Consider the following 23,686-nt stretch of genomic DNA (forward strand, 5'->3'; position numbering starts at 1 on the left):
TTTGTTCCCAAATGAAACCGCTGCGTCTGCTACCGTGCCACACTGTGGAGCACACGGAGCCACCCGGCTTGCACAAGCGACAGGATCGAACCATGTCTTTGTCCATCTGGGCCAGGATTCGCCTGCCGTTGGCAATCTTCATGCTCGGCACGGCGCTGTCGATCGCCCTCGGAATATCTGCTCATCAGGAAATCGGGCGCAGCGCCCGGACGCGTTTCGACGCAACCGCCCTCGACCTGGCGCGAAAGGTCGAAGCCCGCTTCGACGACTACATCGCCGTGCTGATCGGCCTGCGCGCGCGATTCAACACCGCCGACGCCGTGACCAGGAGCGACTTCAGGGACTACGTCACGGGGCTGAACCTTCCAAGCGCGTACCCCGGCTTCCAGGCCGTGAACTACGCGCCCCGCGTCATGCCCGGCGACAAGCGCAACTTCGAGGAGCAGGTGCGCGCCGATACCGGCCTCGACGTGGCTGTTTCTTCCGGCTTCGCCATCAAGCCGCGCGGCGAGCGCGACATCTACTACCCGCTGGCTTTCATCGAGCCGCTGGCCGGCAACGAGAAGCTGCTCGGCAACGACCTGGGCGCGATGCCCGATCGCGGAGACGCGCTCGAGCAGGGCCGCGACACCGGCGGGCTCGTCACCTCCGGCCGCAAGATCCGCATCGCGGGCCGCGACTCGGAAGTCGGGCTTGCGATGCGGCTGCCGGTGTACCGCCCGAAGATGCCGATCGATACGCTCGAACAGCGGCGCCAGGCCTACATGGGCTCGGTCGGCGCGGGCTTCAGCATCACGGGCATGCTGCGCGACATGGTCAGCGTCGAAGCCGCCAGGACGCTGCGGATGCGCCTGGTCGATGCCGGGCCGGGCAAGGGGCCGATCGGGACGCGCATCGAAACCAGGTTCGTGACGCCGGTGGCGTTCGACGATCGCCAGCTGCTGTTCGACAGCGCAGCCCTGGCAAAGCCGGTTCCCGAGCCGACGCACAGCCTGGAGCGCATGCTCGGCTTCGAGCTCGGCGGCCACTCCTGGCTGGTGGAGGTGAGGCAGGACGAGAACCAGGTTCTCGGCCCGCTCGACAGGGCCATTCCGTGGTTCGTCTTCCTCGGCGGCCTCGCCACCAGCACGCTGCTGGCCGGCATCGTGCTGTCGCTGGCCACAACGAGCAGCCGGGCGCAGGTTCTCGCGACCGAGATGACCAGCCACCTGCGCGCCAGCGAGCGGCAGCTGGAAGACGCCCAGCACCTGGCCAGCCTCGGCAGCTGGACGCTCGACCCCGAAACCGGCACCCTGCAGTGCTCGGAGGAGGCGCGGCGCATCCTGGGCTTCGGGGACGACCCCTTGCCGCCGGACCTGCACGCGCTGCTCTCGCGCGTCCCGGCGATGGAGCGCGCCACTGTCAAGCGGCAGATCGCGCTGGCCACGCAGTCCACGGAGCGCAGCGAGTTCGAGCACCGCCTGTGCCTGCCCGACGGCACAGAGCGCTGGCTGCACGTCATCGCGCAGTCGGGCGAAGACGCGGGCCGGAGGCTGGTGCGCGGCACAGTGCGCGATGCCACGCGGCCGCGCAAGGACGCATTGCGCCAGAAGCTCGAATACAAGATCGCCCGGCTGCTGGCCGGCGACGGCCGGACCGAGACGGTAATCGCGCTGGCGCTGGAAGCGATATGCAACGACCTGCGCTGGGACTGCGGCGCGCTGTGGAGCGTGGGCGAAGACGGCCTGGCCCACTGCACCGTGGCCTGGCATGCCGACAACAACCCGGAGGTGCGGCGCTTCGTGGACGCCAGCCGGACGCTCACCTACCGCCCGGGCGAAGGCTCGCTGGGCCGCGCATGGGGCATCGGCAGCGTCGTGCGGATCGACACGCACGCCTCGCCGGGCCATTTCTCGCGCGACGCGCTGGCCCGCGAGGCGGGGCTGACCACCGGCCTCGTCGTGCCGATGGTGGCGACCGAGGCGACCACGGCGCTGGAGCTTTTCGGCGCCGCGCCGTATGCCTCGGATGCCGAGACGCTGGAGTCGCTGCGCGTCATCGCGCTGCAGATCGCCCAGTACAGGCAGCGCAAGCTGGCCGAGCGCAGCCTTCGCTTCATGGCCAGCCACGACGAACTGACGGGGCTGCTCAATCGGGCGGCGCTGCAGCACGAGCTTGCCCGGGCCATCAGGCGCAGCAACCGGCAGGAGAAGCAGTTCGCCGTGATGTTCGTCGACCTGGACCGCTTCAAGCAGATCAACGACACCCTGGGCCACGGCGTGGGCGACGAGATGATCAAAACCAGCGCCAAGCGCCTCACGACGCTGCTGCGCGATACCGATGTCGTGGCGCGCTTCGGCGGCGACGAATTCGTGCTGCTGATGGAGAACCTGGACAGCGCGAGCGATGCCGCGGTGCTCGCCGAGAAGGTGCTCGACTGCTGCGCCGAGCCCTTCATGATCGAAGGACGTGAGCTGCACGTCAGTGCCAGCGTGGGCGTGAGCATCTATCCGGAGAACGGCGCCGATGCCGAGACGCTGCTGAAGAACGCCGACACCGCGATGTACCGCGCCAAGGAAAAAGGCCGCAACACCTATCGCTTCTACGCCGCGAAGATGAACGCGCAGAGCACCGAACAGCTCATGCTGGAAAGCGCGCTGCGCCACGCGCTGGAGCGCGGCGAACTCGAAATGCACTACCAGCCGAAGATGAACCTGCAGACGCGGCGCATCGTCGGCGTGGAGGCGCTGATGCGCTGGCACCATCCGGTGCTGGGCATGATCCCGCCGGTGCAGTTCATCCCGATCGCCGAGGAGCTCGGCCTGATCGTGTCGATGGGCAAGTGGGCGCTGGAAAAGGCCTGCACCGACGCGCTCGCGTGGCGCAGGCACGGCCTGCCGGAGGTGCTGACCAGCGTCAACCTGTCGCCGCGGCAGTTCGAGAGCCGCACGCTCGTGGCCGATGTGAAGGCCATCCTGGATTCGTCAGGCCTCGATCCGTCGCTGCTGGAGCTTGAGATCACCGAGAGCGCGATGATGGCGAACCCCGAGCACGCGGTGAAGCTGCTGCGCACGATCCGCGACATGGGCGTGGGTCTCGCCATCGACGACTTCGGAACGGGGTACTCGTCGCTCTCCTACCTGAAGCACTTTCCGCTCTCGACGGTCAAGATCGACCGCTCCTTCATCAACGATCTCTCGCAGGATGCCGATGCGCGCGCGCTCATCGACGGAATCATCACGCTGGCCCACGGCCTGCGGATGAAGGTGGTGGCCGAGGGCGTCGAAACCGACGTCCAGTTCAACTACCTGCACAGCCATGGATGCGACGAAGCCCAGGGTTACTGGCTGTGCAAGCCGGTGCCCGCGGACGAGGCTCGCGATTTCATGGCGCGTCACCTGCGCAACCAGTTTGTCCCGTCGGTGGCGGCCTGACGGCCGGGCCTTCGCGGCAATCGTTACCGGGCACGTTCGCTCGGGCTTCCCCGCAACCTCACAGGAGCACTCATGACCGATTCAACCCACAGCAAGACATTGGAGCAGACGATCGCCGCGATCCACGCGCTCGACCTGACTCCGATCAAGTTCAAGGCCTGCCGCAAGGAGGACGGCTACGGCTGGTCAGCAAGCTACGCGGATCAGATGGAAGTGGCCTACAAGCGCTACCTGATCCTTCACGCCAGGCACTCCGACCTCACGCTGGCCCCCGACCAGGACGTCGACCGCTTCTGGCACATGCACATCCTCGACACGAGGAAATACGCGGCCGACTGCGAGGCCACCTTCGGATATTTCCTGCATCACTTTCCGTACCTCGGCCTGAGGGGCGAGGAAGACGCGAAGGCGCTGGAGGCGGCGTTCCTGCAGATGCAGCGCTTGCTTGCCGAAGAGTTCGGCGAGCCCATGCCCCGTCACGCGGTGGCGGAGGGTTCGGCCGCATGGTGTTCACTTGAAGCGGGCAAGGCATCGGCCGCCTGGTGCTCGCTGGAAGCGGGCAAGGCGTCGGCTGCGTGGTGCTCGCTCGAAGCAGGCAAGCCTCAGGCCGCGTGGTGCTCATTGGAAGCGGGCAAGCCTTCGGCTGCCTGGTGTTCGCTCGAGGCAGGCAAACCCCAGGCCGCCTGGTGTTCGCTGGAGGCGGGCAAGGCCTCGGCTGCATGGTGCTCGCTGGACAAGGAAGGCGCGGTCGTCGACCCTGCCCTCACGGTACGGCCCTCGGCGCAGGCCGGCGTGGGCGCTGCTGCAAACGGTTGAGAGCGCGGTCTATCCGCAATAGGCGCGAACGATCTTGCCGGTCGCGGGATCGGTCTCGATGGTCACGCGCTCGCGCCGGTAGTCCATCGTCACGCCCTGGCCCGGCTGGACCTGGCGCACGATGGATGCGCCGGTCGCCTGTCGCGCATCGGCATCGCTGATGCGGTTCTTGCCCGTCAGGGCGGCGGCCGCGTCCTGCCGGCACACGGCGGCGGGCGCACTGCCGGCATCCTGTGCCTGCGGTGTTCCGCAGGCCGCGATCGACAGAGTCGCCAGCGTCAGGGCTACGCCCGGAATCAGTCTGGAATCGAGCTTCATGGCAAATCCTTTCCTGGAAGTACGAAGAGTCTGTCTGTCAGCTTGACGGCCCCAAAAGAAAACGGCCTGACCCATGTTTTCATGGATCAGGCCGTCATTTTTTGGAGGAGAGGGAGGGATTCGAACCCTCGGTACTATCGCTAGTACGCCTGATTTCGAGTCAGGTACATTCGACCACTCTGCCACCTCTCCGGTGCTGTCGAGCCTGCGATTCTAGCAGACAAAAACGGGGCTTTTGAAGCCCCTGCCGATCAGGCCTTCAAAACTTCGAGTCCGCCGAGGTACGGGCGCAGCGCAGCGGGCACGTTGATCGAGCCGTCTTCGTTCTGGTGGTTCTCGAGCACGGCCACGAGCGTGCGGCCCACCGCAAGGCCGGAGCCGTTGAGGGTGTGCACGAGTTCGTTCTTGCCCTGCGCGTTCTTGAAGCGGGCCTGCAGGCGGCGCGCCTGGAAGGCTTCGCAGTTCGAGACCGAGCTGATCTCGCGGTAGGTGTCCTGCGCCGGCAGCCAGACTTCGAGGTCGTAGGTCTTGGTGGAGCCGAAGCCCATGTCGCCGGTGCACAGCAGCACGACACGGTACGGCAGCTCCAGCGCCTGCAGCACGGCTTCGGCGTGGCCGGTCATCTGCTCGAGCGCGTCGTAGCTCTTCTCGGGGTGCACGATCTGCACCATCTCGACCTTGTCGAACTGGTGCTGGCGGATCATGCCGCGCGTGTCGCGGCCCGCGCTGCCTGCTTCGGAGCGGAAGCACGGCGTGTGGGCGGTGAGCCTGATCGGCAGCTGCGATTCGGCCACCACCTCGTCGCGCACGAAGTTCGTGAGCGGCACTTCGCTGGTCGGGATGAGGTACAGCGCCGAATGGTCGGGCGCGGGCTCGCCGTCCTGGCCGCCCTTCTTCGCGGCGAACAGGTCGCCCTCGAACTTGGGCAGCTGGCCGGTGCCGCTCAGCGTGGCGGCGTTGACGATGTAGGGCACGTAGCACTCGCTGTAGCCGTGCTTCTCGGTCTGGATGTCGAGCATGAACTGCGCGAGCGCGCGGTGCAGGCGGGCGATCGGGCCCTTCATGACGGTGAAGCGCGAGCCCGCGAGCTTGGCGCCCATTTCGAAATCGAGGCCCAGCGGCGCGCCGAGGTCGACGTGGTCCTTGGGCGCGAAGGCCAGCGGCGTGGCGCTGGCACCGGCACCGCCCTTCGGAGCCCAGCGGCGCATTTCGACGTTGCCGGTCTCGTCCTCGCCCAGCGGCACGCTGGCATGCGGCAGGTTGGGCACGGCCAGCAGCAGTGCATGCAGCTCGGGCTGGATCTCCTCGAGCCGCTTCGACTGCGATTCCTGCTCGGCCTTCAGCGCGTTGACTTCGGCCATCAGCGCGTCGGTCGATTCGCCCTTGGCCTTGAGCGGGCCGATCTGCTTGTTCAGCGTGTTGCGGCGGGCCTGGATTTCCTCGGTGCGGGTCTGCAGCGTCTTGCGTTCGGCTTCGAGCGAGGTGAATGCCGAGACGTCGAGGTACGGCTGGTTCTTCTTGCGTTTTTCGAGGCCGGCCACTGCGGAGGCCAGGTCTTTGCGGAGCAGGGTGATGTCAAGCATGGGGTGATTTTAGGTGGGCGTAGCATCGGCGCCCCACCAACCCACCTCGAAGGGATTCAGCGATGGAAGCCTATCTGACATTCAACGGCAACGCCGCAGAGGCGCTTGCCTTCTACGCCAAGGCGCTGGACGGCAAGATCGCCTTCAGCATGACGTTCGGCGAAAGCCCCGCGGGCAACGAGATGCCCGCCGGCTACAAGGACAAGATCATGCACGCCACGCTCGAAGCCCGCGGCCACAAGCTGATGGCCTCCGACGCCCCGCCCGAGTGGCCCTTCGAGGGCTACAAGGGCTTTTCGCTGTCGGTCCAGGCCAACAACGTCGACGAGGGCAGGAAGCTGTTCGACGCGCTGGCCGAAGGCGGCAAGGTGACGATGCCCTATGGCCCGCAGTTCTGGGCCACCGGCTTCGGGATGCTCACCGACAAATTCGGCGTCGCCTGGATGGTGAACTGCGAGAAATAGGCCCCCCGGCTTTTCACTGCGCTTCGCTCCGTGTAATTCGCCACCCCCCGAGGGGGAGGCGCGGCCCGCCTTGGGGCGGCCCGGCGGCGGCCGCCCTGCCCGAATGAGCTCTCAGGCGACCGTCGAAGGATCGACGTTCGCCCCGCAGACGATCAGGCACACCTTCTCGCCCGCGCGCGGCACGTAGGCGCCGGTCTGCAGTGCCGCCAGCGGCAGTGCGGCGGCCGGCTCCACCGCCAGCTTCAGTTCCTTCCAGAGCCACTGCTGGGCCGCGCGGATGGAGTCGTCTGACAGCAGCAGCGCGTCCTGCACCTGCTGCTGCGTGATTTCCCAGGCGATGGCGCCGATGCGGCGTGCGCCCAGCGAGTCGGCGGCGATGCCGCCCACTTCCACGTCGACCGGCTCGCCGGCTTCGCGGGCGCGGAACAGCGTCGGCGCCTTCTCGGGCTCGAGGGCAACCACGCGAGCACGCTTCTCGAACCAGCCGGCCAGGCCGCCGATCAGGCCGCCGCCGCCGACGCTCACCAGCACCGCGTCGGGCAAGCCGCCCTGCTGCTCGATCTCGCGGCCCAGCGTGCCGGCGCCAGCCACCACTTCGGGCTGGTCGTAGGCATGGGTGAGCAAGGCGCCCGTTTCCTTCTGGCGCGTCAGGCAGGCGGCCAGCGCATCGGGGTACAGCTCGCCGACCACGACCACCTCGGCGCCCAGTGCACGCAGCCGCGCGCGCTTGGCTTCGGGCGAAACGCCCGGCAGGAAGACCTGGCAGGGCACGCCGAGCGCACGCGCCGCGGCAGCCGTGGCGATACCCGCGTTGCCGCCCGAGGCCACGATCACGCCGCTTTGCGGGATCTCGTTGGCCAGCAGCCGGTTCATCATGCCGCGCGCCTTGAAGCTGCCGCTGACCTGCATGTGCTCGAGCTTGAGCCAGATCTCGGCGCCCGGCGCATCGTCGATGCCGAAGGCCGCCGCCGGCAGCTTCCACAACGGGGTCTGGCGCAGGAAATGGCCGGCGCGCTCGTTCAGCCGCTGCGATGCGCTATCTATTTCGGAGCGCCAGCCGGTGGTCTTCGTGTCGTTCAAGAGATATGTCCTGGTGGCGGAATGTCGTCGAGCTTGAGGCCCTTGGGCAGCGGGAACTTGATGGTTTCTTCGATGCCGTCCATCTTGCGCACCGACACCGCGCCGAACTCGCGCACGCGATCGATCACCTCGCGCACCAGCACTTCGGGCGCCGAGGCGCCGGCCGTGATGCCGATGCGCGCCTTGCCCTCGAACCACTCGGGCCTGAGTTCGGCAGCCGAATCGACCATGTAGCTCTCGGTGCCCAGGCGCCGCGCCAGTTCGCGCAGGCGGTTGCTGTTGGAACTGGTGGGGCTGCCGACCACGATGACGAGGTCGACCTGCGGGCTCATGATCTTCACCGCGTCCTGGCGGTTCTGCGTGGCATAGCAGATGTCCTGCTGCTTGGGCTCGCGTACCGCCGGAAAGCGCGCGCGCACCGCGGCGGCGATCTCGGCGGCGTCGTCCACGCTCAGCGTAGTCTGCGTGACCACGGCGAGCCTGTCGGTCTGCGCCGGCGCGACCTTCGCCACGTCTTCCACGTCTTCCACAAGGTGGATGCCGCTGGAAAGCTGGCCCATCGTGCCCTCGACCTCGGGATGCCCCTTGTGGCCGATCATGATGAACTCGTAGCCTTCCTTCGCGAGCTTGGCGACCTCGACGTGCACCTTGGTCACCAGCGGGCAGGTGGCGTCGAAGATGGAGAAGCCGCGGTCGCGCGCCTCCTGCTCCACCGCCTTGCTCACGCCGTGCGCACTGAACACCAGCGTGGCACCGGGCGGCACGTCGGAGAGTTCCTCGATGAAGATCGCGCCCTTGGCCTTGAGCTCGTTCACCACGTAGGTGTTGTGCACGATCTCGTGGCGCACGTAGATGGGCGCGCCGAACTTGGCGATGGCGCGCTCGACGATCTCGATGGCGCGGTCCACGCCCGCGCAGAAACCGCGCGGCTCGGCCAGGATGACTTCGGAGATTCCGGGGTTCATAGCACGCCGATGAGCTTCACTTCGAAGGTCACGGGCTGGCCCGCGAGCGGGTGGTTGAAGTCGAAGCGCACCGCGGTGTCGTTCGACTCGATGACCGCGCCCGCATAGCTGCCGGTGCCGTCGGGCGTGGGGAACTGCACGACGTCGCCCACGGCGTACTGCTCGTCGGGGTCGCCCATCTGCGCGAGCAGCTTCCTGGCCACCCACTGCTGCATGTCGGGATTGCGCTCGCCGAAGGCTTCGCCGGCGGGCAGCTCGAAGGTGGCGTGCGTGCCCTCCTCCAGGCCCATCAGGCGCTGCTCCATGGCGGGAGAAAGCTCGCCGGTGCCGAGCGACAGGGTCGCGGGCTTGTCGGCGAAGGTGTTGATGATGTCGCCCGCCGGACCGGCCAGCCGGTAGTGCAGGGTGAGAAAAGAGCCGGAATTCACGACTTGGGACATGGAGCAGCTGATGTGTGCGGAGACGGGGAGGTGTCCCGATAAACTGGCCTCATTTTAAGGACCGGGGCTTCCACCCGGCTCCGCCAAGGTTTCACCCCGGGGTTTCATGTCTTTCAAGGATCTCCCTCTGGACGCCCGCCCGCGCGAAAAGCTCATCTCGCGCGGTGCTTCCGCGCTGGCCGACGCCGAGCTGCTGGCCCTGCTGCTGCGCACCGGCGTGGCGGGCAAGAACGTGCTGCAGCTCGCGCAGCAGCTGCTCGAACGCTTCGGCGGGCTCTCGGGGCTGCTGCACACCGGCCCCGAAGACCTCAAGTCGGTCAAGGGCATGGGCGGCAGCGCCAAGCGCTCCGAACTGATCGCGGTGCTCGAACTCGCGCGCCGCGCCATGGGCGAGAAGCTGCGCGAGCGCGCGGTGTTCGATTCGCCCGACGCGGTCAAGCAATACCTTCAGCTGCACATCGGCACGCGCCCCTACGAGGTGTTCGCGGTGGTTTTCCTCGACGTGCGGCACCGCATGATCGCGCTGGAGGAAATGTTCCGCGGAACGCTCACGCAGACCAGCGTCTACCCGCGCGAGGTGGTCACGCGCGCCATCCACCACCGTGCCGCGGCCGTGGTGCTGGCGCACAACCATCCGAGCGGCAGCATCGAGCCTTCCCGCGCCGACGAAGCACTCACGCAAACGCTGCGCGCCGCGCTGGCGCTGGTGGACGTGCGGGTGCTCGACCACATCATCGTGAGCCCCGGGCAGAGTTTCTCGATGGCCGAGAGGGGGCTGCTCTGATGGCCGCGCGTGCTCCTTCTATCAAGAATCTCGCCGACCTCAAGCAGGTGCAGCGCGTGCTCGCCGAAACCCGCGAGCGCGAAGCCGCCGAGGCCGCGGCCAAGGCGCTGGCCGAGCGCAAGCGCGCCGCCGAGAAAGACCTGTTCACCCGCGCCATCGGCGCCACCGAGCCGCTGCGCCGAAAGGCAGCGGTGCCGCTCGCGCCGGAGCCGCCCGCGCCCATCCCGGTGCAGCACCAGCTCGACGAGCAACGCGTGCTGCGCGAATCGCTCTCCGACGAGTTCGACGTGACCACGCTGCTCGACGTGGACGACGCCATGAGCTTCCGCCGCCCCGGCATCGGCACCGACGTCACCGCACGGCTGCGCAAGGGCGACTGGGCCATCCAGGCGCAGGTCGACCTGCACGGGCTGCGCAGCGACGAGGCGCGAGAGGCCTTGGGCGGCTTCATCCGCAATGCCTACAAGCAGGGCCTGCGCTGCGTGCGCGTCGTGCACGGCAAAGGCCTGGGCTCGCCGGGCAAGCAGCCGGTGCTCAAGACCAAGACGCAACGCTGGCTGATCCAGAAGAACGAGGTGATCGCCTTCGTGCAGGCCAAGCCGGCCGAGGGCGGGGCCGGGGCGCTGGTGGTGCTGCTGGCGCCTGCGCGGCGCTGAGCTGGGCCACAGGGCGGAGGGACAGAGGGCCTCCAGTGCCCCCTGCCCTCTTCGCCTTTCTCTCTTCTTACTGGCTCAGGTCGACCTTGTAGACCGAGCGGCCCTTGCCGCTGCCGTCATCGGCGGTCAGCAGCGAGATGTTGGTCAGCCCGGCGTCGGTTGCCGCGCTCAGCTGCCCCTGGCCCGAGGTGAACACAACGTTGCCCGCCGTCGTCGCCCGTGTGAAGCGCCAGCTGCGCGCCGTGCCGTTGGCGGCGCGCGTGATGGTCTTCTTGGCCTTGATGTACTCGATCAGCACGTCGCGGTTCGCGTCCGGCGAGGCATAGATCGTCGCGCGTCCGTCCAGCGCCGGGATGAAGCTCGCGCCGCTGGTCGCGCGGTAGTTGTTCGTCGCGATGACGAATTCCTTTGCCGGATCGATCGCCGCACCCAGGTAGCTGAGGTTCTTGATCCGGCTGCCCTCGGCCTGCGTCACGTCGATCTCGTACTGCACGTCCGGCGTGGTGAACATGTCGAAGTTGTAGCCCGGGAAGGTGCTGATGAGCTGCTGGTCCGCCGTCACCGCCGGATCGATGCGCTTGAAGCGCTTGGCCGCAGCCTCGAGCCAGCCCTTGATCTCCGCCCCCGTCACCTTCACCGCGTACACCGTGTTCGGGTACAGGTACAGGTCGGCCGCGTTGAAGATCGCGAGGTTGCCCACGGCCACGTCGGTGTAGTCGCGCCCGCCCTCGTAGCCCGACTTGAACGGTGCGCTCACCGACAGCACCGGCAGACTCGCGTACTGCGGCAGGTTGCCCTGGATGTAGGCCTTGACGTAGTCGGCCTGGGCCTGGTTCACGATCTGGATCGCTCCCGGATCGCCTACGTCCGCGAAATAGGTGTTCATGCGGAAGTCGGTGCTGCCGATGGGCGTCTTCACATAGGTGATGGCGGCCTGGTGCTGCGTTTCGATCAGCGGCGCGACGCTGGGGTCGGCATCGACGTAGATCGCCTTGCCCGCGCCGTCCTTGCCGGTCTGCGTGGAGCGCGCCTCGACGAAGGTCTTGCTCTTGTCCACGCTCCAGGCCTTGCCGTCGTACACGAGTTCGAGCTTGATCAGGCCCAGCGCCTTGCCCCAGGAACTGCCCATCACGGCCGGCACGCCGTTGACGGTGCCGGCGGCGTTGTCGACGCCTGCCTGCGTGTAGCCCGGCTTCGCGCCGCGGTCGGGGAAGGTGCCGTGCTGGTGGCCCATCATCAGTGCGTCGATGCCCGGCACCTTCGACATGTAGAGGCCGGGGCTCTCCATCGTCGGCGAGTACGGCGAGGCATCGAGGCCGCCGTGCTGCAGCGCGACCACAATGTCCGCTCCCTTTGCGCGCAACTCGGGAACGTACCTGGTGGCCGATTCCACCGCGCCCTCGGTGCGCACCTTGCCTTCGAGGTAGCGCTTGTCCCAGTTCAGGATGCCGGGCGTGGTGAAACCGATCACGCCGACCTTGACCGGCACCGTCACGGGCTTGCCGTCGGGGCCGGTGGCCGTGAACTGCTTCGTCACGATGGTGTACGGCGCGATCAGCGGCTTGCCGCTCTTCACGCTCTGCACGTTGGCCAGCACCATCGGGAAGGTCGGCCCTGCGCACTTCTTCGAGCCGTCCACGCCCTCGACATCGAGACCGCCGCCGATCACCTGGTTGAGGAAGTCGAGGCCGTAGTTGAACTCGTGGTTGCCAAGCGTGCCGGCGTCGTAGCCGGTCGCGTTCATGACCTTGTAGATCGACAGCGGCTGGGTGCAGGGAATGCGGCTCACCAGCGCTTCGTAGTCGGCCAGCGCGGTGCCCTGGATGGTGTCGCCGTTGTCGAACAGCATCGTGTTCGGGAATTCCTTGCGCGCCGCGTTGATCAGCGTGGCGGTGCGTTCGTAGCCGTACGACTTGTCTTCGGCAAGCTTGAAGTAGTCGTAGCTGCGCACGTTGAAGTGCAGGTCGGTGGTCTCCAGCAGAGCCACTGTGGTGCGCGTGCCCGCTGCGACGGGAGCGGGCGCCGGTGCGGGAGGATTCGGCGCGGGCGCCGGCGGGAATGCGATGCCGCCACCGCCATTCCCACCGCCACATGCGGTGAGCGCTGCGATCAGGACGGCGGCACAGGCGGACATGGGGGCAAGGCGCCACGAGGGCGCAGCCACTGCTTTCTTCATCGGGGTCTCTCTCTCTGTGGATTGGAGGAAGACCCAGTCTCAGAAAGCAGAGTGACAGGTCAGTGAACCGAAACTGACCTGCGGCGCGCCCGCGACAGATGCTTAACGAAAGATTAAGAGAGGTGGTTCTTCAGGGGCACGGACGCATCCGCCACCGCCGCCGCATCGGGGCTGCGGCCCGCCTCGAGCAACTTGCGGCTCATCATGTGATCGACCGGCGCGTTCACCGATTCCACGCACACGAGCTGGCCATCGACGTAGTGGAAGAGCGAGAACGCTTCGGGCTTCGGACCCGCGCGTCGCACGCTGCTCAGGCCCGGCGTGCCTTCGGCCGGCATCAGGCCCACCATCTGCAGGCGCATGCCGCCCTGGTCGGACCAGAACCACGCGACCGCGTCGTGCGCGCGCGCCTCGCCGGTCAGCGTGGCAACGGCCGTGCGCGCCTGGTCGTTGGCGTTCTGCACCGATTCGAGCCGCAGCGCGCGGCCCGCGCGGCGATCAGGAAAGCGCGTGCAGTCGCCCACCGCGAGCACGCCGGCCGCGCTGGTCTGCATGTGGCCGTCGACCACGATACCGTCCGCGCACTCGATGCCGGCCGCCTGCGCGAGCGCGGTCTCGGGCACGGCGCCGATGCCCAGCAGCAGCAGGTCGACCGGCTGCTTCTCGCCGTTGACCTGCAGCGACACCAGGCGATCGCCCTCGACCTCGAACGCGCCGGTCTGCGCGCCGAGCACGATGTCGATGCCCGACGCGCGATGCGTGGCCAGCACATGCGCCGACAGCTCGGGCGACACGGCGCGCCCCAGCAGGCGCGGCGCGCTCTCGATGACCTGCACCGTCTTGCCGAGCGCCTTGGCGGTGGCCGCCACTTCGAGCCCGATGAAGCCGCCGCCGAGCACCGTCACCTTCTCCGCCGCTGCGAGCCGCGTGCGCAGGCGATGCGCCTCGTCGGCCGCGCGCAGGCTGGCGACGTTCTCCAGGCCGGGCTTCAGGTCGGGCATCTGGCGCGCGCGCGTGCCGGTGGCCAGCACCAGCTGCTCCCACGGCAGGATCGCGCCCGAACGCAGCGTGACGGTGTGCGCCTCGCGGTCGATGGCCACGGCCGCATCGCCCAGGTGCAGCGTGATGCCGGCTTCGCGATACCAGTCGGCGGCCTTGTGCGGCTGCGTCGTCTCTTCCGCGCTCTTCAGGAAGGCCTTGGAAAGCGGCGGCCGGTGATACGGCTCACAGGCCTCCTCGCAGACCAGGTGCACGCGCGCGCCCTGTCCGGCTTCAGCGAGGCCGGCGCAGAGCTGGGCCGCGGCGTGGCCGCCGCCGATGATGACGATGGAATTCATGGAAAGGTCCTTCGAGTCAATGTCTATTCAGTTCGCTGACGGTCCCGCCCTGTTCGCGGAACACCGCGGAACCGGCTTTGCCGGGCCGCAGGTGTTGCCCCCCGGCAGGGGGTTGGCGCAGCGACACGAAGTGCGCGCAGCCTGGGGGACGAGCCTTATTCACCGCGGTTGCGCATCCAGTCGGCGGTCTTGAAGAAGGAGTCACGCAGCCTCGCACGCAAATCCTCAGGCACACCCGTCTCGCCCATCGCCTGGTCCATGCAGGCCAGCCACTGGTCGCGTTCCTTGATGCCGATGGTGTGGCCGCCGATGCTCTGCGGCAGGTGGCGCGCGCGCAGCATCGGGTGGCCGAAGCGGTCGGTGTAGTGCTGCGGCCCGCCCAGCCAGCCGCAGAGGAACCAGAACAGGCGCTGGCGCGCGTTGTCGAGGCTGGTGCCGTGCACCGCGCGCAATTGCGCGTAGGCGGGCTCGAGGTCCATCAGGTCGTAGAAGCGCTCGACCAGCGCTTCCACCTTCGCCTCGCCGCCGATCCAGTCGAACGGCGTGCCGGCGGGCGGCTTTTCTTGAATCTGCATGGGCGGGAGTATCCCCTCAGGGGCCTGCTAGAGCTGCACGAGGCCCGGAATGCCCACATCGGGGTTCACGTCGGCCTCGTAGTCCACGCCCTCCACCGTGAAGCCGAAAAGGCGCAGGAACTCGGTCTTGTAGCCGGCGAAATCGGTGAGCTCGCCGAGGTTGGCGTCGGTCACCTGCGGCCAGAGCTCCAGCACGCGCGACTGTACCTGCGGCGCCAGCTCCTTGTAGTCGGCGCGCAGGCGGCCTTCCTCGTCGATGTGCGGCGTGCCGCCGTAGAGGCTTTCGGCGTAGAGCCCGTGCACCTGCTCGATGCAGCCCTCGTGCGTACCCTCTTCCTTCATCACCTTGAAGAGCAGCGACAGGTACAGAGGCATCATCGGAATCGCCGAGCTGGCCTGCGTGACCACCGCCTTGAGCACCGACACGCGCGCGTCGCCGCCCTTGGCCGCGAGCTGCGCGCGGATGCCCAGCACCTTCTGGTCGAGGTCCTTCTTGGCCTCGCCGATGGAGCCGTTCCAGTAGATGTCGTGCGTGATCTTCTCGCCCAGGTAGGTGAAGGCCGTGGTCTTGGCGCCGTCGGCCAGCACGCCGGCCTGCTGCAGCGCGTCGATCCACATCTGCCAGTCTTCGCCGCCCATCACGGCCACGGTGTTGTCGATTTCCTCCTGCGTGGCGGGCTCGAGCACCGATTCCTTCACGGTCCCGCTGTCGGTGTCGAGGCCGCGCAAGGTCACCGCCTTGCCCACGGGCTTGAGCACCGAGTTGAAGACCTCGCCGGTCTTCGGATGCGTGCGCCGCGGCGCGGCCAGGCTGTAGACGACGAGGTCGACCTGCCCCAGGTCGGCGCGGATGGTGTCGATGACCTGCTGCTTCATCGCGTCGGAGAAACCGTCGCCGTTGATGCTCTTCGCATAGCGGCCCTCGGCGTGCGCCGCCCGCTCGAAGGCGGCGGTGTTGTACCAGCCGGGCGAGCCGGGCTTGGTCTCGGTGCCGGCGCGCTCCATGAACACGCCCAGCGTGTCGGCGCCGCAGCCGAAGGCGGCCGTGATGCGCGCGGCGAGGCCGTAGCCGGTCGATGCGCCGATCACCAGCACCTTCTTCGGGCCGCCTTCGATGGCGGGCCTGGCCTTGACGTATTCGATCTGCTGGCGGACGTTGGCTTCGCAGCCGGCGGGATGGGTGGTGACGCAGATGAAGCCGCGCACGCGGGGTTTGATGATCATGAGGATCTCGCTCGAAGAGATGCTGGAGGGAGGCGAAAAGGACCGGGAGAAAGGCGCCCGAAGCGCGTTTTTTGCGCCGCGAATTTAACCCAGCCCGAAAAAGCGGCCTTCAGCTTAACCATATGCATATGTCGATTGACGATTTAATAATCAGGGGTTTTATTGATATGGTCTCGCCCCTCTGCTTTCCACCAAGGAGAAGAACATGCGCATGAACCTGATTGCAGCCGCGGCCCTCGCCGCTTCCACTTTCCTGCTCGGCACCGCCGCCCACGCGGACCAGCTGGCCGACATCAAGAAGAAGGGCGAACTGGTCGTCGGCGTGCTCGGCACGGACGAGCCCGCGACCTTCGTCGACCCCAAGACCCGCCAGATCGTCGGCTACGAAGTGGACCTGGTGAACGCCATCGCGAAGAAGATCGGCGTGAAGCCGGTGCTCAAGCAGATCGCCGTGGCCGCGCGCATTCCCGAGCTGCAGCAGGGCCACGTGGACCTGGTGGCCGCCGGCCTCACGCACAACAAGGAGCGCGAGGCGCAGATCGACTTCTCGCTCACCACCTTCGTGACGGGCCAGAAGGCCATCGTGAAGAAGGACAGCGGCATCTCCGAAGTACCGCAGCTCGCCAGCAAGAAGGTGCTGACCATCCGCGGCGGCACGCAGGAGCCGAACATCCGCAAGGCCGTGCCCAACGTCGAGGTCGTGACCTTCGACACGAGCCAGCAGGCCTTCCAGGCCCTGCAGCAGGGCAAGGGCGTGGGCTACGTGGACGACGAGGCCGCGCTGCTGCGCAGCTACGCCAAGCTGGGCCCGCAGAAGGCGCAGTACGTGGTGCTCAAGCAGAACCTGAGCACCGAGGCGCTGGCCATCGGCATCAAGAAGGGCGAGAGCGGCCTGAAGGCGGTGGTGGACGACACGCTGCGCGAGCTCGAGAAGTCGGGCGACGCCGAGAAGATCTTCATCAAGTGGTACGGCCCGAACACGGCCTCGGGCTTCCAGTCGCGCGACTTCAAGCTCGACAGCGACAAGATCGACTGATCCCCTGGCTTCCTCCTTCCCCCGCCGGGGGAAGGCCGGGACGGAGGCTGCCGGCCTCCGCTCCTCGCGGCGGTGATACTGTCGCCCCCCATGCCCCTGTTCGACTATTCCTTGCTGCTGACCGGCAAGTACCACGACATGCTTGTCGCGGGCCTGCTGTTGTCGCTGCAGCTGCTCGTGGCCTCGCTGGTGCTGGCGCTGCCCATCGCGCTGGTGGTGGCGCTGCTGCGGCTGTCGCCCTTCGCGCCGCTGCGCTGGCTCGGCTTCGCGTACGTGGAGTCGATCCGCAACATCCCGCTGCTCGCGCACATGCTCTTCTGGTACTTCGGCGCGCCCGAGCTGCTGCCGGAGGACATCAAGCAGTGGCTCTACGCGGGGCACATCGAGGCCTACAGCGCCATCATCGCGCTCGCGCTGTACACGGCGGCCTTCATGGCGGAAGACATTCGCAGCGGCATCCGCGCGATTCCCACCGTGCAGTTCGAGGCCGGCCGCGCGATGGGCTTCAGCTACCTCGCCACCATGCGCCGCGTGGTGCTGCCGCAGGCGCTGCGCGTGACCATCCCGCCGCTCATCTCGCAGACATTGAGCCTGTGGAAGAACACCTCCATCGCCACCGTGATCGGCGTGGCCGAGCTGATGTACCAGGCCGGCCAGGTCGAGAGCGCGACCTTCCGCAGCTTCGAGTCCTTCGCGTTCGCGAGCGCGGCGTACCTCACGGTGTCGCTCGCCATCACCGGGCTGGCGACCTGGTACCACCACCGCTATCCGGTGCGGACCATCTAAAGGCCCGACGCGATGTTGCAGATCATCAACGACTACTGGGTCTACTTCCTCATCGGGCAGTATCCGAACGGCCCGCTCGGCGGGCTGGTGCTCACGCTGCTGCTGGCCTCCTGCGGGCTGGTGCTGGCGCTGCCGCTGGGCATCGTGCTCGGGCTCGCTCGGGTGAGCCCGTGGCGCTGGCTGCGCTGGCCGGTCACGGGCTTCGTGTTCGTGGTGCGCGGGCTGCCGCTGCTGATGGTGATCTTCTGGGCCTACTTCTTCCTGCCCAGCGTCACCGGAGTGAAGACCGACCAGTTCACCACCATGCTGATCGCGCTGGTGATCTTCGATGCCGCCTACCTCGCCGAGATCGTGCGCGCCGGCATCCAGGGCCTGCCGCGCGGGCAGATGGAAACCGCCCGCGCGCTGGGCCTGGGCTACGGCGCCGCGATGCGCCTCGTGGTGCTGCCGCAGGCGCTGCGCAGCATGCTGCCCTCGCTGGTGAACCAGTTCGTCTCGACCATCAAGGAGACCTCGCTGGGCTACATCATCGGGCTGGCCGAGGTGTCGTTCATCGCGACGCAGATCAACACGCAGGTGTTCACCAAGCCCGCGCAGATCTACCTGATCCTGGGCGGCACGTACTTCATCCTGTGCTTCGGACTTTCGCGCTTCGCCTACTGGCTCGAACGCCGGCTCGCGCGCCGCGGCATGTCCACCGTCGCACCCAAGGTGTCCGCATGATCGAACTCGAAAAAGTCAACAAGTGGTACGGCAGTTACCACGCGCTGGTCGACGTGACCGAGACCATCCACAAGGGTGAGGTCGTCGTCGTGTGCGGGCCCTCGGGCTCGGGCAAGTCGACGCTGATCCGCACCTTCAACCGGCTGGAGCCGATCCAGTCGGGCCGCATCGTGGTGAACGGCCAGGACATCCATGCGCCGGGCCTGGACGTGAACGAATTCCGCTCGCGCATCGGCTTCGTGTTCCAGCAGTTCAACCTGTTCCCGCATCTCACGGTGCTGCAGAACTGCACGATGGCGCCGATGCAGCTGCGCGGCCTCACGCGCAAGCAGGCCGACGAGCGCGCGATGGCGCTGCTGAACCGCGTGGGCCTGTCGAACAAGGCCAACGCATGGCCGGGCGAGCTGTCGGGCGGCCAGCAGCAGCGCGTGGCGATCGCACGCGCGCTCGCGATGCAGCCGCCGCTGATGCTGTTCGACGAACCCACCAGCGCGCTCGACCCCGAGATGGTCGGCGAGGTGCTGCTGGTGATGCGCGACCTCACGCGCGACGGCATGACCATGGTGTGCGTCACGCACGAGATGGGCTTCGCGCGCGAGGTGGCCGACCGCGTGCTCTTCATGGACGAAGGCAAGGTGCTGGAGCGCGCCACGCCCGACGACTTCTTCAACCGGCCGCAGCATCCGCGCGCGCAGCAGTTCCTGGCCGACATCCGATCGCCTTTCGCGAGAGACGCATGACCGACTCATCCCTCCCCCTCATCGACGTTTCCGCGCTCGTCGCGGGCACCGCCGCACGCGCTGCCGTCGCCGCGCAGATCGGCGCCGCCTGCCGCGCACACGGCTTCTTCTACGTGACCGGCCACGGCGTCGACGCGGCGCTGGTGAAACGGCTCGAAGACCTGAGCCACCGCTTCTTCGATCTGCCCGAGGAAACCAAGATGCAGTGGCGCATGGCCCTCGGCGGTCGCGCCTGGCGCGGCTTCTTCCCGCTGGGCGGCGAGCTGACCTCGGGCCGGCCCGACTGGAAGGAAGGCCTGTATCTCGGCACCGAGCTGCCCGCCACGCATCCGCTGGTGCAGGCGAAGACGCCGGTGCACGGGCCCAACCTGTTTCCCGACGTGCCGGGCTTTCGCGAGACCATCCTCGAGTACATGGCGGCCGTCACGCAGCTCGGCCATCGCCTGATGGAAGGCATCGCGCTGAGCCTCGGCCTGGAGGCGGACTACTTCGCCGCGCGCTACACGGCCGACCCGCTGATCCTTTTCCGCCTCTTCAACTACCCGTCGCAGCCGGTGCCCGAAGGCCTCGACGTGCAGTGGGGCGTGGGCGAGCACACCGACTACGGGCTGCTGACGATCCTGCACCAGGATCACATCGGCGGCCTCGCGGTGCACACGCCCGATGGATGGATCGACGCTCCGCCAGTGGCGGGCTCCTTCGTCTGCAACATCGGCGACATGCTCGACCGCATGACCGGCGGGCTCTACAAGTCGACGCCGCACCGCGTGAAGCGCAACACCTCGGGGCACGACCGGCTGTCGTTTCCCCTGTTCTTCGATCCGAACTTCGAGGCGCGCGTGCAGCGCATCGAGGGGCTGGCGGGCGCGGAGGCACGAGACGACAGCGCCGAGCGCTGGGACCGCGCCAACGTGCACGCCTTCAGCGGGCGCTACGGCGACTACCTGCTCGCGAAGGTGTCGAAGGTTTTTCCGCAGTTGCGCGACGAAGTGCTCTGAACGGCCGGCACCGGCTCGTCGAGGAAGGCGTCTTCCCAGCGCTCGATCTCGGCGTCGGGGTCGGAAATGGGCACGAGCTTGTCGCTGCGGCAGTAGAAGGTCCAGCCCTCGAACAGCACGTCGTAGTAGGTGCCGGGCAGGTAGCGCTCGCTGGGCGCCTCGTAGGGCGCGGAGACCACCTCCACGATCCGGCCCACGGCACGCTCGGTGAAGGGCGACGCCAGGCAGCTGTCGACCACGTGGCAGAGCGTGCCGATCTTGATCATGCGGATTGCGCGTTGCGTGCCGGCTGCAGAGGAAACCAGCGCGGCAGGTGCGCCAGCGCGTCGTGCAGCGAATCGAGCACATGGAAGGCCCGCTCGACGATGGATTCGGGCGGATGCTTGAGATCGGGCACGACCACCACCCTCAGGCCCGCCGCCAGCGCCGCCTTGGCGCCGTTCTCGCTGTCCTCGAAGGCGATGCATTCGGCCGGGTCCACGCCGAGCCGTTCGGCCGCGAGCAGGTAGAGCGCCGGATCGGGCTTGGCGCGCAGAACCTCGTCGCCGCCCGCGAAGGCCGAGAAGTGATCCAGCACGCCGAGGCTGCCGAGGCAGGACTGGATCTGCACGCTGGTCGACGAAGAGGCCACGGCGCAGCGCGTGCCGCGTTCGCGCAGCGCCGCCAGGATCTCGGTTGCGCCGGGCTTGATCGGGAACAGCGGCGTACCGTCGGAGCGCTCCAGCTGCAGGCGCTGGCGCACGAGGCCTACCGCGTGGCTGTAGGCAGCCGATCCACCCAGCAGCGAGGCAAGGACGATTTCGGACTCCGCCGTGGACAGCCCCACCACCTGCAGGTACTGGCTGTGCGAAAGCTCGATGCCGAGCGTGCGGGCGACGTCGATCCAGGCGGCCATGATGGGGCGCTCCGAATCGATCAGCAGCCCGTCCATGTCGAAGATTGCAGCGGCGAACATCGGGGCATCCTAATGAAAAACGAAAAAGGGGCCTGAGCGGCCCCTTTTTCTTTCCTGTGCGAAGAGACTTCAGTCCCGCGCCAGCGCCCGGTTGAGCCCCAGCGCCGCCAGCGTGGCGATCGCGCCCGACAGCAGGTAGACGCTGACGTAGGCCAGGCCGAAGTGGGCCGAGAGGCCAAGGGCCACCAGCGGGGCGAAGGCCGCGCCGATCAGCCAGGCCACGTCGGCCGTGAGCGCCGCACCGACGTAGCGGTACTTGGGCGCGAAATTGGAGGTCACCGCGCCGGCCGCCTGGCCGTACGACAGGCCCAGGATCACGAAGCCCAGCAGGATGAAGATGTCCTGGCCGATGCGGCCGCCGTCGAGCAGCGTGGGGGCGAAGCCGCTGAAGGCGGCGATCACCGCGGCCAGGCCGCCCAGCGTGAAGCGGCGGCCGATGCGGTCGGCCAGCAGGCCCGAGGCCACGATGCCGGCGGCGCCGAAGGCCGCGCCGATCATCTGGATCACCAGGAACTCGGTGACCGACTGGTCGGAATACAGCGTGATCCACGACAGCGGGAACACCGTGATCAGGTGGAACAGCGCGTAACTGGCCAGCGCGGCGAATGCGCCGATCAGGATGTTGCTGCCCTGGGAGCTGACCAGCTCGCTCACGCTGGTGGGTTCCAGTTCGCGCTCTTCGAGCAGGCGCGAGTACTCGTCGGTGGCCACGAGGCGCAGGCGGGCGAAGAGCGCCACCACGTTGATCGCGAAGGCCACGTAGAAGCTGTAACGCCAGCCCCAGTCGAGGAAGTCTTCAGAGGGCAGGCTGGAATACAGGTAGGCGAACAGCGCGCTGGCGATGAAGAAGCCGATGGGGGCACCCAGCTGGCCCAGCATGGCGTACCAGCCGCGGCGGTTGGCGGGCGCGTTCAGCGCCAGCAGCGACGGCAGGCCGTCCCACGAGCCGCCCAGCGCCAGACCCTGGCCGAAACGGAACACCGACAGCAGCACGATGGCCGTGAAGCCCAGGCTCGAATAGCCCGGCAGGAAGGCGATGCCGGCGGTGGAGGTACCCAGCACGAAGAGCGCCAGCGTCAGCTTGGCTTCCCGCCCGAAACGTCGCTGGATCATCATGGAGATGACAGTTCCGAACGGACGCGCGATGAAGGCGAAGGAGAAGATCAGGAACGAGTAGAGAACGCCCTCGAGGTGCTGCTCGAACGGGAAGAAGACCGCCGGGAACACCAGCACCGAGGCGATGCCGTAGACGAAGAAGTCGAAATATTCGGAGGCGCGGCCGATGACCACACCGACCGCGATCTCGCCGGGGGCGATGTGCGAGTGGTCGTCGCCCTGCCGGGCGCCGCCGTGGTCGGCAGGGTTCGGCAGCGGCTGTGCGCCTTGCGAAATGATGCTGGACGTCGTCATTGCTTGCTGTAATTCAGGTGTAACGCCGCGGCGCGACACCATAAGACCATGGGAGACCCCAGAGCGTCGCACCGAATCACATTTACCGCCATAGGACAAAACGTCCAATAGGCGAAACCCGTCATCGGGCGTAGATTGTGGGGTCTTTTTGCGTCGCCCCTGCACCTCTTTTCCCCCGGCATGCACATCCTCAAGAACCTTCGCCGAGCGCTCCTGCTGCTCTCCGCCATGCTCCTGGCGGGCTGCAACACGGTGCTGATGAACCCCTCCGGCGACATCGCCCATCAGCAGGGACGCCTCATCGTCGTCTCCACCGTGCTGATGCTGATCATCATCATTCCGGTGATCGGCCTGACCATCTTCTTTGCCTGGCGCTATCGCCAGTCGAACAAGGAGGCCACCTACAGCCCCGACTGGGACCACTCCACCCAGCTCGAGCTGGCGATCTGGGCGGCTCCGCTGCTCATCATCATCGCGCTGGGCGCCATCACCTGGATCAGCACCCACGTGCTCGACCCCTACCAGCCGCTGCGCCGCCTCGACGCCCAGCGCCCGATCCCGGCGGAAACCAAGCCGCTGACGGTGGAAGTGGTGGCCCTCGACTGGAAGTGGCTCTTCATCTACCCCGAGCAGGGCATCGCCACGGTGAACGAGCTGGCCGCCCCGGTCGACCGCCCGATCACCTTCAAGATCACGGCCTCCTCGGTCATGAACTCCTTCTTCATCCCCGCGCTGGCCGGCCAGATCTATGCCATGCCGGGCATGGAGACCAAGCTGCACGCCGTCATCAACAAGCCGGGCGAGTTCGAAGGCTTCTCCGCCAACTACAGCGGCGCGGGCTTCTCGGGCATGCGCTTCAAGTTCCACGGCCTGAGCAACGAAGGCTTCGACCAGTGGGTGCAGAAGGTCAAGACCGGCAAGGACGGCGAACTCTCGCGCGACCTCTACAAGAAGCTCGAAGTGCCGAGCGAGCGCGAGCCCGTGCGCCACTACCCCACCGTTGCCTCCGACCTGTACGACGCGATCCTCAACCAGTGCGTGGACCGCAACAAGATGTGCATGAAGGAAATGATGGCCATCGACGCCAGCGGCGGCATGGGCAAGCCCGGCGCCTTCAACGTCGCCACCAAGCAGGCATGGGACATCGACTCCCTCGATACGCCCAAGCGCAAGTACGTCACCGCGATGTGCACCACCGAAGAATAAG

At 67.3% G+C, this 23,686-nt stretch carries 23 protein-coding genes and 1 tRNA gene; 11 read left to right on the forward strand and 13 right to left on the reverse strand.

Features of this window, described 5'->3' with window-relative positions; translation table 11 throughout:
• Nucleotides 1-92 precede the first annotated feature (92 nt).
• On the forward strand, nt 93-3,413 hold the full coding sequence (locus SFB74_RS25595) for a bifunctional diguanylate cyclase/phosphodiesterase (RefSeq protein ID WP_432727162.1): 3,321 nt from the start codon (nt 93-95) through the stop codon (nt 3,411-3,413).
• A gap of 72 nt (nt 3,414-3,485) precedes the next feature.
• Nucleotides 3,486-4,229 (forward strand): glycine-rich domain-containing protein, encoded by a 744-nt coding sequence (locus tag SFB74_RS25600; protein WP_432727163.1) that lies wholly within the window; start codon nt 3,486-3,488, stop codon nt 4,227-4,229.
• A gap of 9 nt (nt 4,230-4,238) precedes the next feature.
• Here the strand turns inward: SFB74_RS25600 and SFB74_RS25605 are convergent, their stop codons facing one another.
• The 3 genes from SFB74_RS25605 to serS all read right to left on the reverse strand — a co-directional run bounded on the left by SFB74_RS25605 (nt 4,239) and on the right by serS (nt 6,130).
• A complete protein-coding gene (locus SFB74_RS25605; protein ID WP_432727164.1) occupies nt 4,239-4,547 on the reverse strand; it encodes an I78 family peptidase inhibitor in 309 nt (102 codons plus the stop codon).
• A 102-nt stretch (nt 4,548-4,649) separates the two neighbouring features.
• Nucleotides 4,650-4,739, reverse strand: a tRNA-Ser gene (locus SFB74_RS25610).
• A gap of 59 nt (nt 4,740-4,798) precedes the next feature.
• Nucleotides 4,799-6,130, reverse strand: coding sequence for a serine--tRNA ligase (gene serS, locus SFB74_RS25615; RefSeq protein ID WP_432727165.1), 1,332 nt, complete (start codon nt 6,128-6,130; stop codon nt 4,799-4,801).
• 62 nt (nt 6,131-6,192) lie between these two features.
• Between serS and SFB74_RS25620 the strand changes: the two genes are divergently transcribed.
• Nucleotides 6,193-6,594 carry a VOC family protein gene (locus SFB74_RS25620; RefSeq protein ID WP_432727166.1) on the forward strand — a complete coding sequence of 134 codons (402 nt, stop codon included), beginning with the start codon at nt 6,193-6,195 and terminating at the stop codon, nt 6,592-6,594.
• 111 nt (nt 6,595-6,705) lie between these two features.
• On the opposite strand, the gene SFB74_RS25625 is transcribed toward SFB74_RS25620, so the two are convergent.
• Genes SFB74_RS25625 through SFB74_RS25635 form a run of 3 tightly spaced genes read right to left on the reverse strand, consistent with a single transcriptional unit; the run spans nt 6,706 to nt 9,079 of the window.
• Nucleotides 6,706-7,674, reverse strand: coding sequence for a threonine/serine dehydratase (locus SFB74_RS25625; protein ID WP_432727168.1), 969 nt, complete (start codon nt 7,672-7,674; stop codon nt 6,706-6,708).
• On the reverse strand, nt 7,671-8,639 hold the full coding sequence (gene ispH / locus SFB74_RS25630) for a 4-hydroxy-3-methylbut-2-enyl diphosphate reductase (RefSeq protein WP_432727169.1): 969 nt from the start codon (nt 8,637-8,639) through the stop codon (nt 7,671-7,673). Before ispH ends, SFB74_RS25625 begins: the two co-directional genes overlap by 4 nt.
• Nucleotides 8,636-9,079 carry an FKBP-type peptidyl-prolyl cis-trans isomerase gene (locus SFB74_RS25635; protein WP_019656687.1) on the reverse strand — a complete coding sequence of 148 codons (444 nt, stop codon included), beginning with the start codon at nt 9,077-9,079 and terminating at the stop codon, nt 8,636-8,638. Before SFB74_RS25635 ends, ispH begins: the two co-directional genes overlap by 4 nt.
• 106 nt (nt 9,080-9,185) lie before the next feature.
• Here SFB74_RS25635 and radC point away from each other — a divergent pair, with 106 nt between their 5' ends.
• Both radC and SFB74_RS25645 read left to right on the forward strand, forming a co-directional pair.
• Entirely contained in the window at nt 9,186-9,863 is a 678-nt protein-coding gene (radC, locus tag SFB74_RS25640) for a RadC family protein (RefSeq protein ID WP_432727170.1), read from the forward strand.
• Nucleotides 9,863-10,519: a Smr/MutS family protein gene (locus tag SFB74_RS25645; protein ID WP_432727171.1), complete on the forward strand. Its 657-nt coding sequence runs from the start codon at nt 9,863-9,865 to the stop codon at nt 10,517-10,519. The genes radC and SFB74_RS25645 overlap by 1 nt, the downstream gene beginning before the upstream one ends.
• A 67-nt stretch (nt 10,520-10,586) precedes the next feature.
• Here the strand turns inward: SFB74_RS25645 and SFB74_RS25650 are convergent, their stop codons facing one another.
• From SFB74_RS25650 to fabV, 4 genes are all read right to left on the reverse strand, one after another.
• Nucleotides 10,587-12,653: a bifunctional 2',3'-cyclic-nucleotide 2'-phosphodiesterase/3'-nucleotidase gene (locus SFB74_RS25650; RefSeq protein WP_432731997.1), complete on the reverse strand. Its 2,067-nt coding sequence runs from the start codon at nt 12,651-12,653 to the stop codon at nt 10,587-10,589.
• Nucleotides 12,654-12,808: 155 nt separating this feature from the next.
• Nucleotides 12,809-14,032: an NAD(P)/FAD-dependent oxidoreductase gene (locus tag SFB74_RS25655; protein WP_432727172.1), complete on the reverse strand. Its 1,224-nt coding sequence runs from the start codon at nt 14,030-14,032 to the stop codon at nt 12,809-12,811.
• Between the two features lie 155 nt (nt 14,033-14,187).
• Nucleotides 14,188-14,607: a group II truncated hemoglobin gene (locus SFB74_RS25660; protein WP_301504331.1), complete on the reverse strand. Its 420-nt coding sequence runs from the start codon at nt 14,605-14,607 to the stop codon at nt 14,188-14,190.
• A 27-nt stretch (nt 14,608-14,634) separates the two neighbouring features.
• Nucleotides 14,635-15,831 carry an enoyl-ACP reductase FabV gene (gene fabV / locus SFB74_RS25665; RefSeq protein WP_432727173.1) on the reverse strand — a complete coding sequence of 399 codons (1,197 nt, stop codon included), beginning with the start codon at nt 15,829-15,831 and terminating at the stop codon, nt 14,635-14,637.
• Between the two features lie 205 nt (nt 15,832-16,036).
• Here fabV and SFB74_RS25670 point away from each other — a divergent pair, with 205 nt between their 5' ends.
• The 5 genes from SFB74_RS25670 (at nt 16,037) to SFB74_RS25690 (ending at nt 20,114) form a co-directional block, all read left to right on the forward strand.
• Nucleotides 16,037-16,867, forward strand: coding sequence for an ABC transporter substrate-binding protein (locus tag SFB74_RS25670; RefSeq protein WP_432727174.1), 831 nt, complete (start codon nt 16,037-16,039; stop codon nt 16,865-16,867).
• A gap of 90 nt (nt 16,868-16,957) precedes the next feature.
• On the forward strand, nt 16,958-17,653 hold the full coding sequence (locus SFB74_RS25675) for an amino acid ABC transporter permease (RefSeq protein WP_126471919.1): 696 nt from the start codon (nt 16,958-16,960) through the stop codon (nt 17,651-17,653).
• A 12-nt stretch (nt 17,654-17,665) separates the two neighbouring features.
• Nucleotides 17,666-18,376, forward strand: coding sequence for an amino acid ABC transporter permease (locus SFB74_RS25680; RefSeq protein ID WP_432727175.1), 711 nt, complete (start codon nt 17,666-17,668; stop codon nt 18,374-18,376).
• The gene (locus SFB74_RS25685; RefSeq protein WP_093197986.1) at nt 18,373-19,116 is read left to right on the forward strand and encodes an amino acid ABC transporter ATP-binding protein; all 744 of its coding nucleotides are present in this window, start codon (nt 18,373-18,375) and stop codon (nt 19,114-19,116) included. The genes SFB74_RS25680 and SFB74_RS25685 overlap by 4 nt, the downstream gene beginning before the upstream one ends.
• Entirely contained in the window at nt 19,113-20,114 is a 1,002-nt protein-coding gene (locus SFB74_RS25690; RefSeq protein ID WP_432727176.1) for an isopenicillin N synthase family dioxygenase, read from the forward strand. Before SFB74_RS25685 ends, SFB74_RS25690 begins: the two co-directional genes overlap by 4 nt.
• On the opposite strand, the gene SFB74_RS25695 is transcribed toward SFB74_RS25690, so the two are convergent.
• The 3 genes from SFB74_RS25695 to SFB74_RS25705 all read right to left on the reverse strand — a co-directional run bounded on the left by SFB74_RS25695 (nt 20,057) and on the right by SFB74_RS25705 (nt 22,479).
• The gene (locus SFB74_RS25695; protein ID WP_432727178.1) at nt 20,057-20,380 is read right to left on the reverse strand and encodes a hypothetical protein; all 324 of its coding nucleotides are present in this window, start codon (nt 20,378-20,380) and stop codon (nt 20,057-20,059) included. The genes SFB74_RS25690 and SFB74_RS25695 overlap by 58 nt on opposite strands.
• A complete protein-coding gene (locus SFB74_RS25700; RefSeq protein WP_432727180.1) occupies nt 20,377-21,069 on the reverse strand; it encodes an HAD family hydrolase in 693 nt (230 codons plus the stop codon). The genes SFB74_RS25695 and SFB74_RS25700 overlap by 4 nt, the downstream gene beginning before the upstream one ends.
• Before the next feature lie 69 nt (nt 21,070-21,138).
• A complete protein-coding gene (locus tag SFB74_RS25705; protein ID WP_432727182.1) occupies nt 21,139-22,479 on the reverse strand; it encodes an MFS transporter in 1,341 nt (446 codons plus the stop codon).
• A gap of 180 nt (nt 22,480-22,659) precedes the next feature.
• Between SFB74_RS25705 and cyoA the strand changes: the two genes are divergently transcribed.
• A complete protein-coding gene (gene cyoA / locus SFB74_RS25710) occupies nt 22,660-23,685 on the forward strand; it encodes a ubiquinol oxidase subunit II (protein WP_432727183.1) in 1,026 nt (341 codons plus the stop codon).
• The last annotated feature ends 1 nt before the right edge of the window (nt 23,686 follow it).

This window comes from Variovorax xiamenensis, assembly GCF_050916385.1.
In the GTDB taxonomy this organism is placed as follows: Bacteria; Pseudomonadota; Gammaproteobacteria; order Burkholderiales; family Burkholderiaceae_C; genus Variovorax.

Coding starts and splice junctions, on each gene's coding strand:
- SFB74_RS25690 (WP_432727176.1), top strand. CDS start 19,113: ATGACCGACTCATCCCTCCCCCTCATCGACGTTTCCGCGCTCGTCGCG.
- SFB74_RS25670 (WP_432727174.1), top strand. CDS start 16,037: ATGCGCATGAACCTGATTGCAGCCGCGGCCCTCGCCGCTTCCACTTTC.
- radC (WP_432727170.1), top strand. CDS start 9,186: ATGTCTTTCAAGGATCTCCCTCTGGACGCCCGCCCGCGCGAAAAGCTC.
- SFB74_RS25635 (WP_019656687.1), bottom strand. CDS start 9,079: ATGTCCCAAGTCGTGAATTCCGGCTCTTTTCTCACCCTGCACTACCGG.
- SFB74_RS25650 (WP_432731997.1), bottom strand. CDS start 12,653: ATGTCCGCCTGTGCCGCCGTCCTGATCGCAGCGCTCACCGCATGTGGC.
- serS (WP_432727165.1), bottom strand. CDS start 6,130: ATGCTTGACATCACCCTGCTCCGCAAAGACCTGGCCTCCGCAGTGGCC.
- SFB74_RS25660 (WP_301504331.1), bottom strand. CDS start 14,607: ATGCAGATTCAAGAAAAGCCGCCCGCCGGCACGCCGTTCGACTGGATC.
- SFB74_RS25645 (WP_432727171.1), top strand. CDS start 9,863: ATGGCCGCGCGTGCTCCTTCTATCAAGAATCTCGCCGACCTCAAGCAG.
- SFB74_RS25700 (WP_432727180.1), bottom strand. CDS start 21,069: ATGTTCGCCGCTGCAATCTTCGACATGGACGGGCTGCTGATCGATTCG.
- SFB74_RS25655 (WP_432727172.1), bottom strand. CDS start 14,032: ATGAATTCCATCGTCATCATCGGCGGCGGCCACGCCGCGGCCCAGCTC.
- SFB74_RS25675 (WP_126471919.1), top strand. CDS start 16,958: ATGCCCCTGTTCGACTATTCCTTGCTGCTGACCGGCAAGTACCACGAC.
- SFB74_RS25600 (WP_432727163.1), top strand. CDS start 3,486: ATGACCGATTCAACCCACAGCAAGACATTGGAGCAGACGATCGCCGCG.
- SFB74_RS25595 (WP_432727162.1), top strand. CDS start 93: ATGTCTTTGTCCATCTGGGCCAGGATTCGCCTGCCGTTGGCAATCTTC.
- SFB74_RS25680 (WP_432727175.1), top strand. CDS start 17,666: ATGTTGCAGATCATCAACGACTACTGGGTCTACTTCCTCATCGGGCAG.
- fabV (WP_432727173.1), bottom strand. CDS start 15,831: ATGATCATCAAACCCCGCGTGCGCGGCTTCATCTGCGTCACCACCCAT.
- SFB74_RS25695 (WP_432727178.1), bottom strand. CDS start 20,380: ATGATCAAGATCGGCACGCTCTGCCACGTGGTCGACAGCTGCCTGGCG.
- cyoA (WP_432727183.1), top strand. CDS start 22,660: ATGCACATCCTCAAGAACCTTCGCCGAGCGCTCCTGCTGCTCTCCGCC.
- ispH (WP_432727169.1), bottom strand. CDS start 8,639: ATGAACCCCGGAATCTCCGAAGTCATCCTGGCCGAGCCGCGCGGTTTC.
- SFB74_RS25605 (WP_432727164.1), bottom strand. CDS start 4,547: ATGAAGCTCGATTCCAGACTGATTCCGGGCGTAGCCCTGACGCTGGCG.
- SFB74_RS25685 (WP_093197986.1), top strand. CDS start 18,373: ATGATCGAACTCGAAAAAGTCAACAAGTGGTACGGCAGTTACCACGCG.
- SFB74_RS25705 (WP_432727182.1), bottom strand. CDS start 22,479: ATGACGACGTCCAGCATCATTTCGCAAGGCGCACAGCCGCTGCCGAAC.
- SFB74_RS25620 (WP_432727166.1), top strand. CDS start 6,193: ATGGAAGCCTATCTGACATTCAACGGCAACGCCGCAGAGGCGCTTGCC.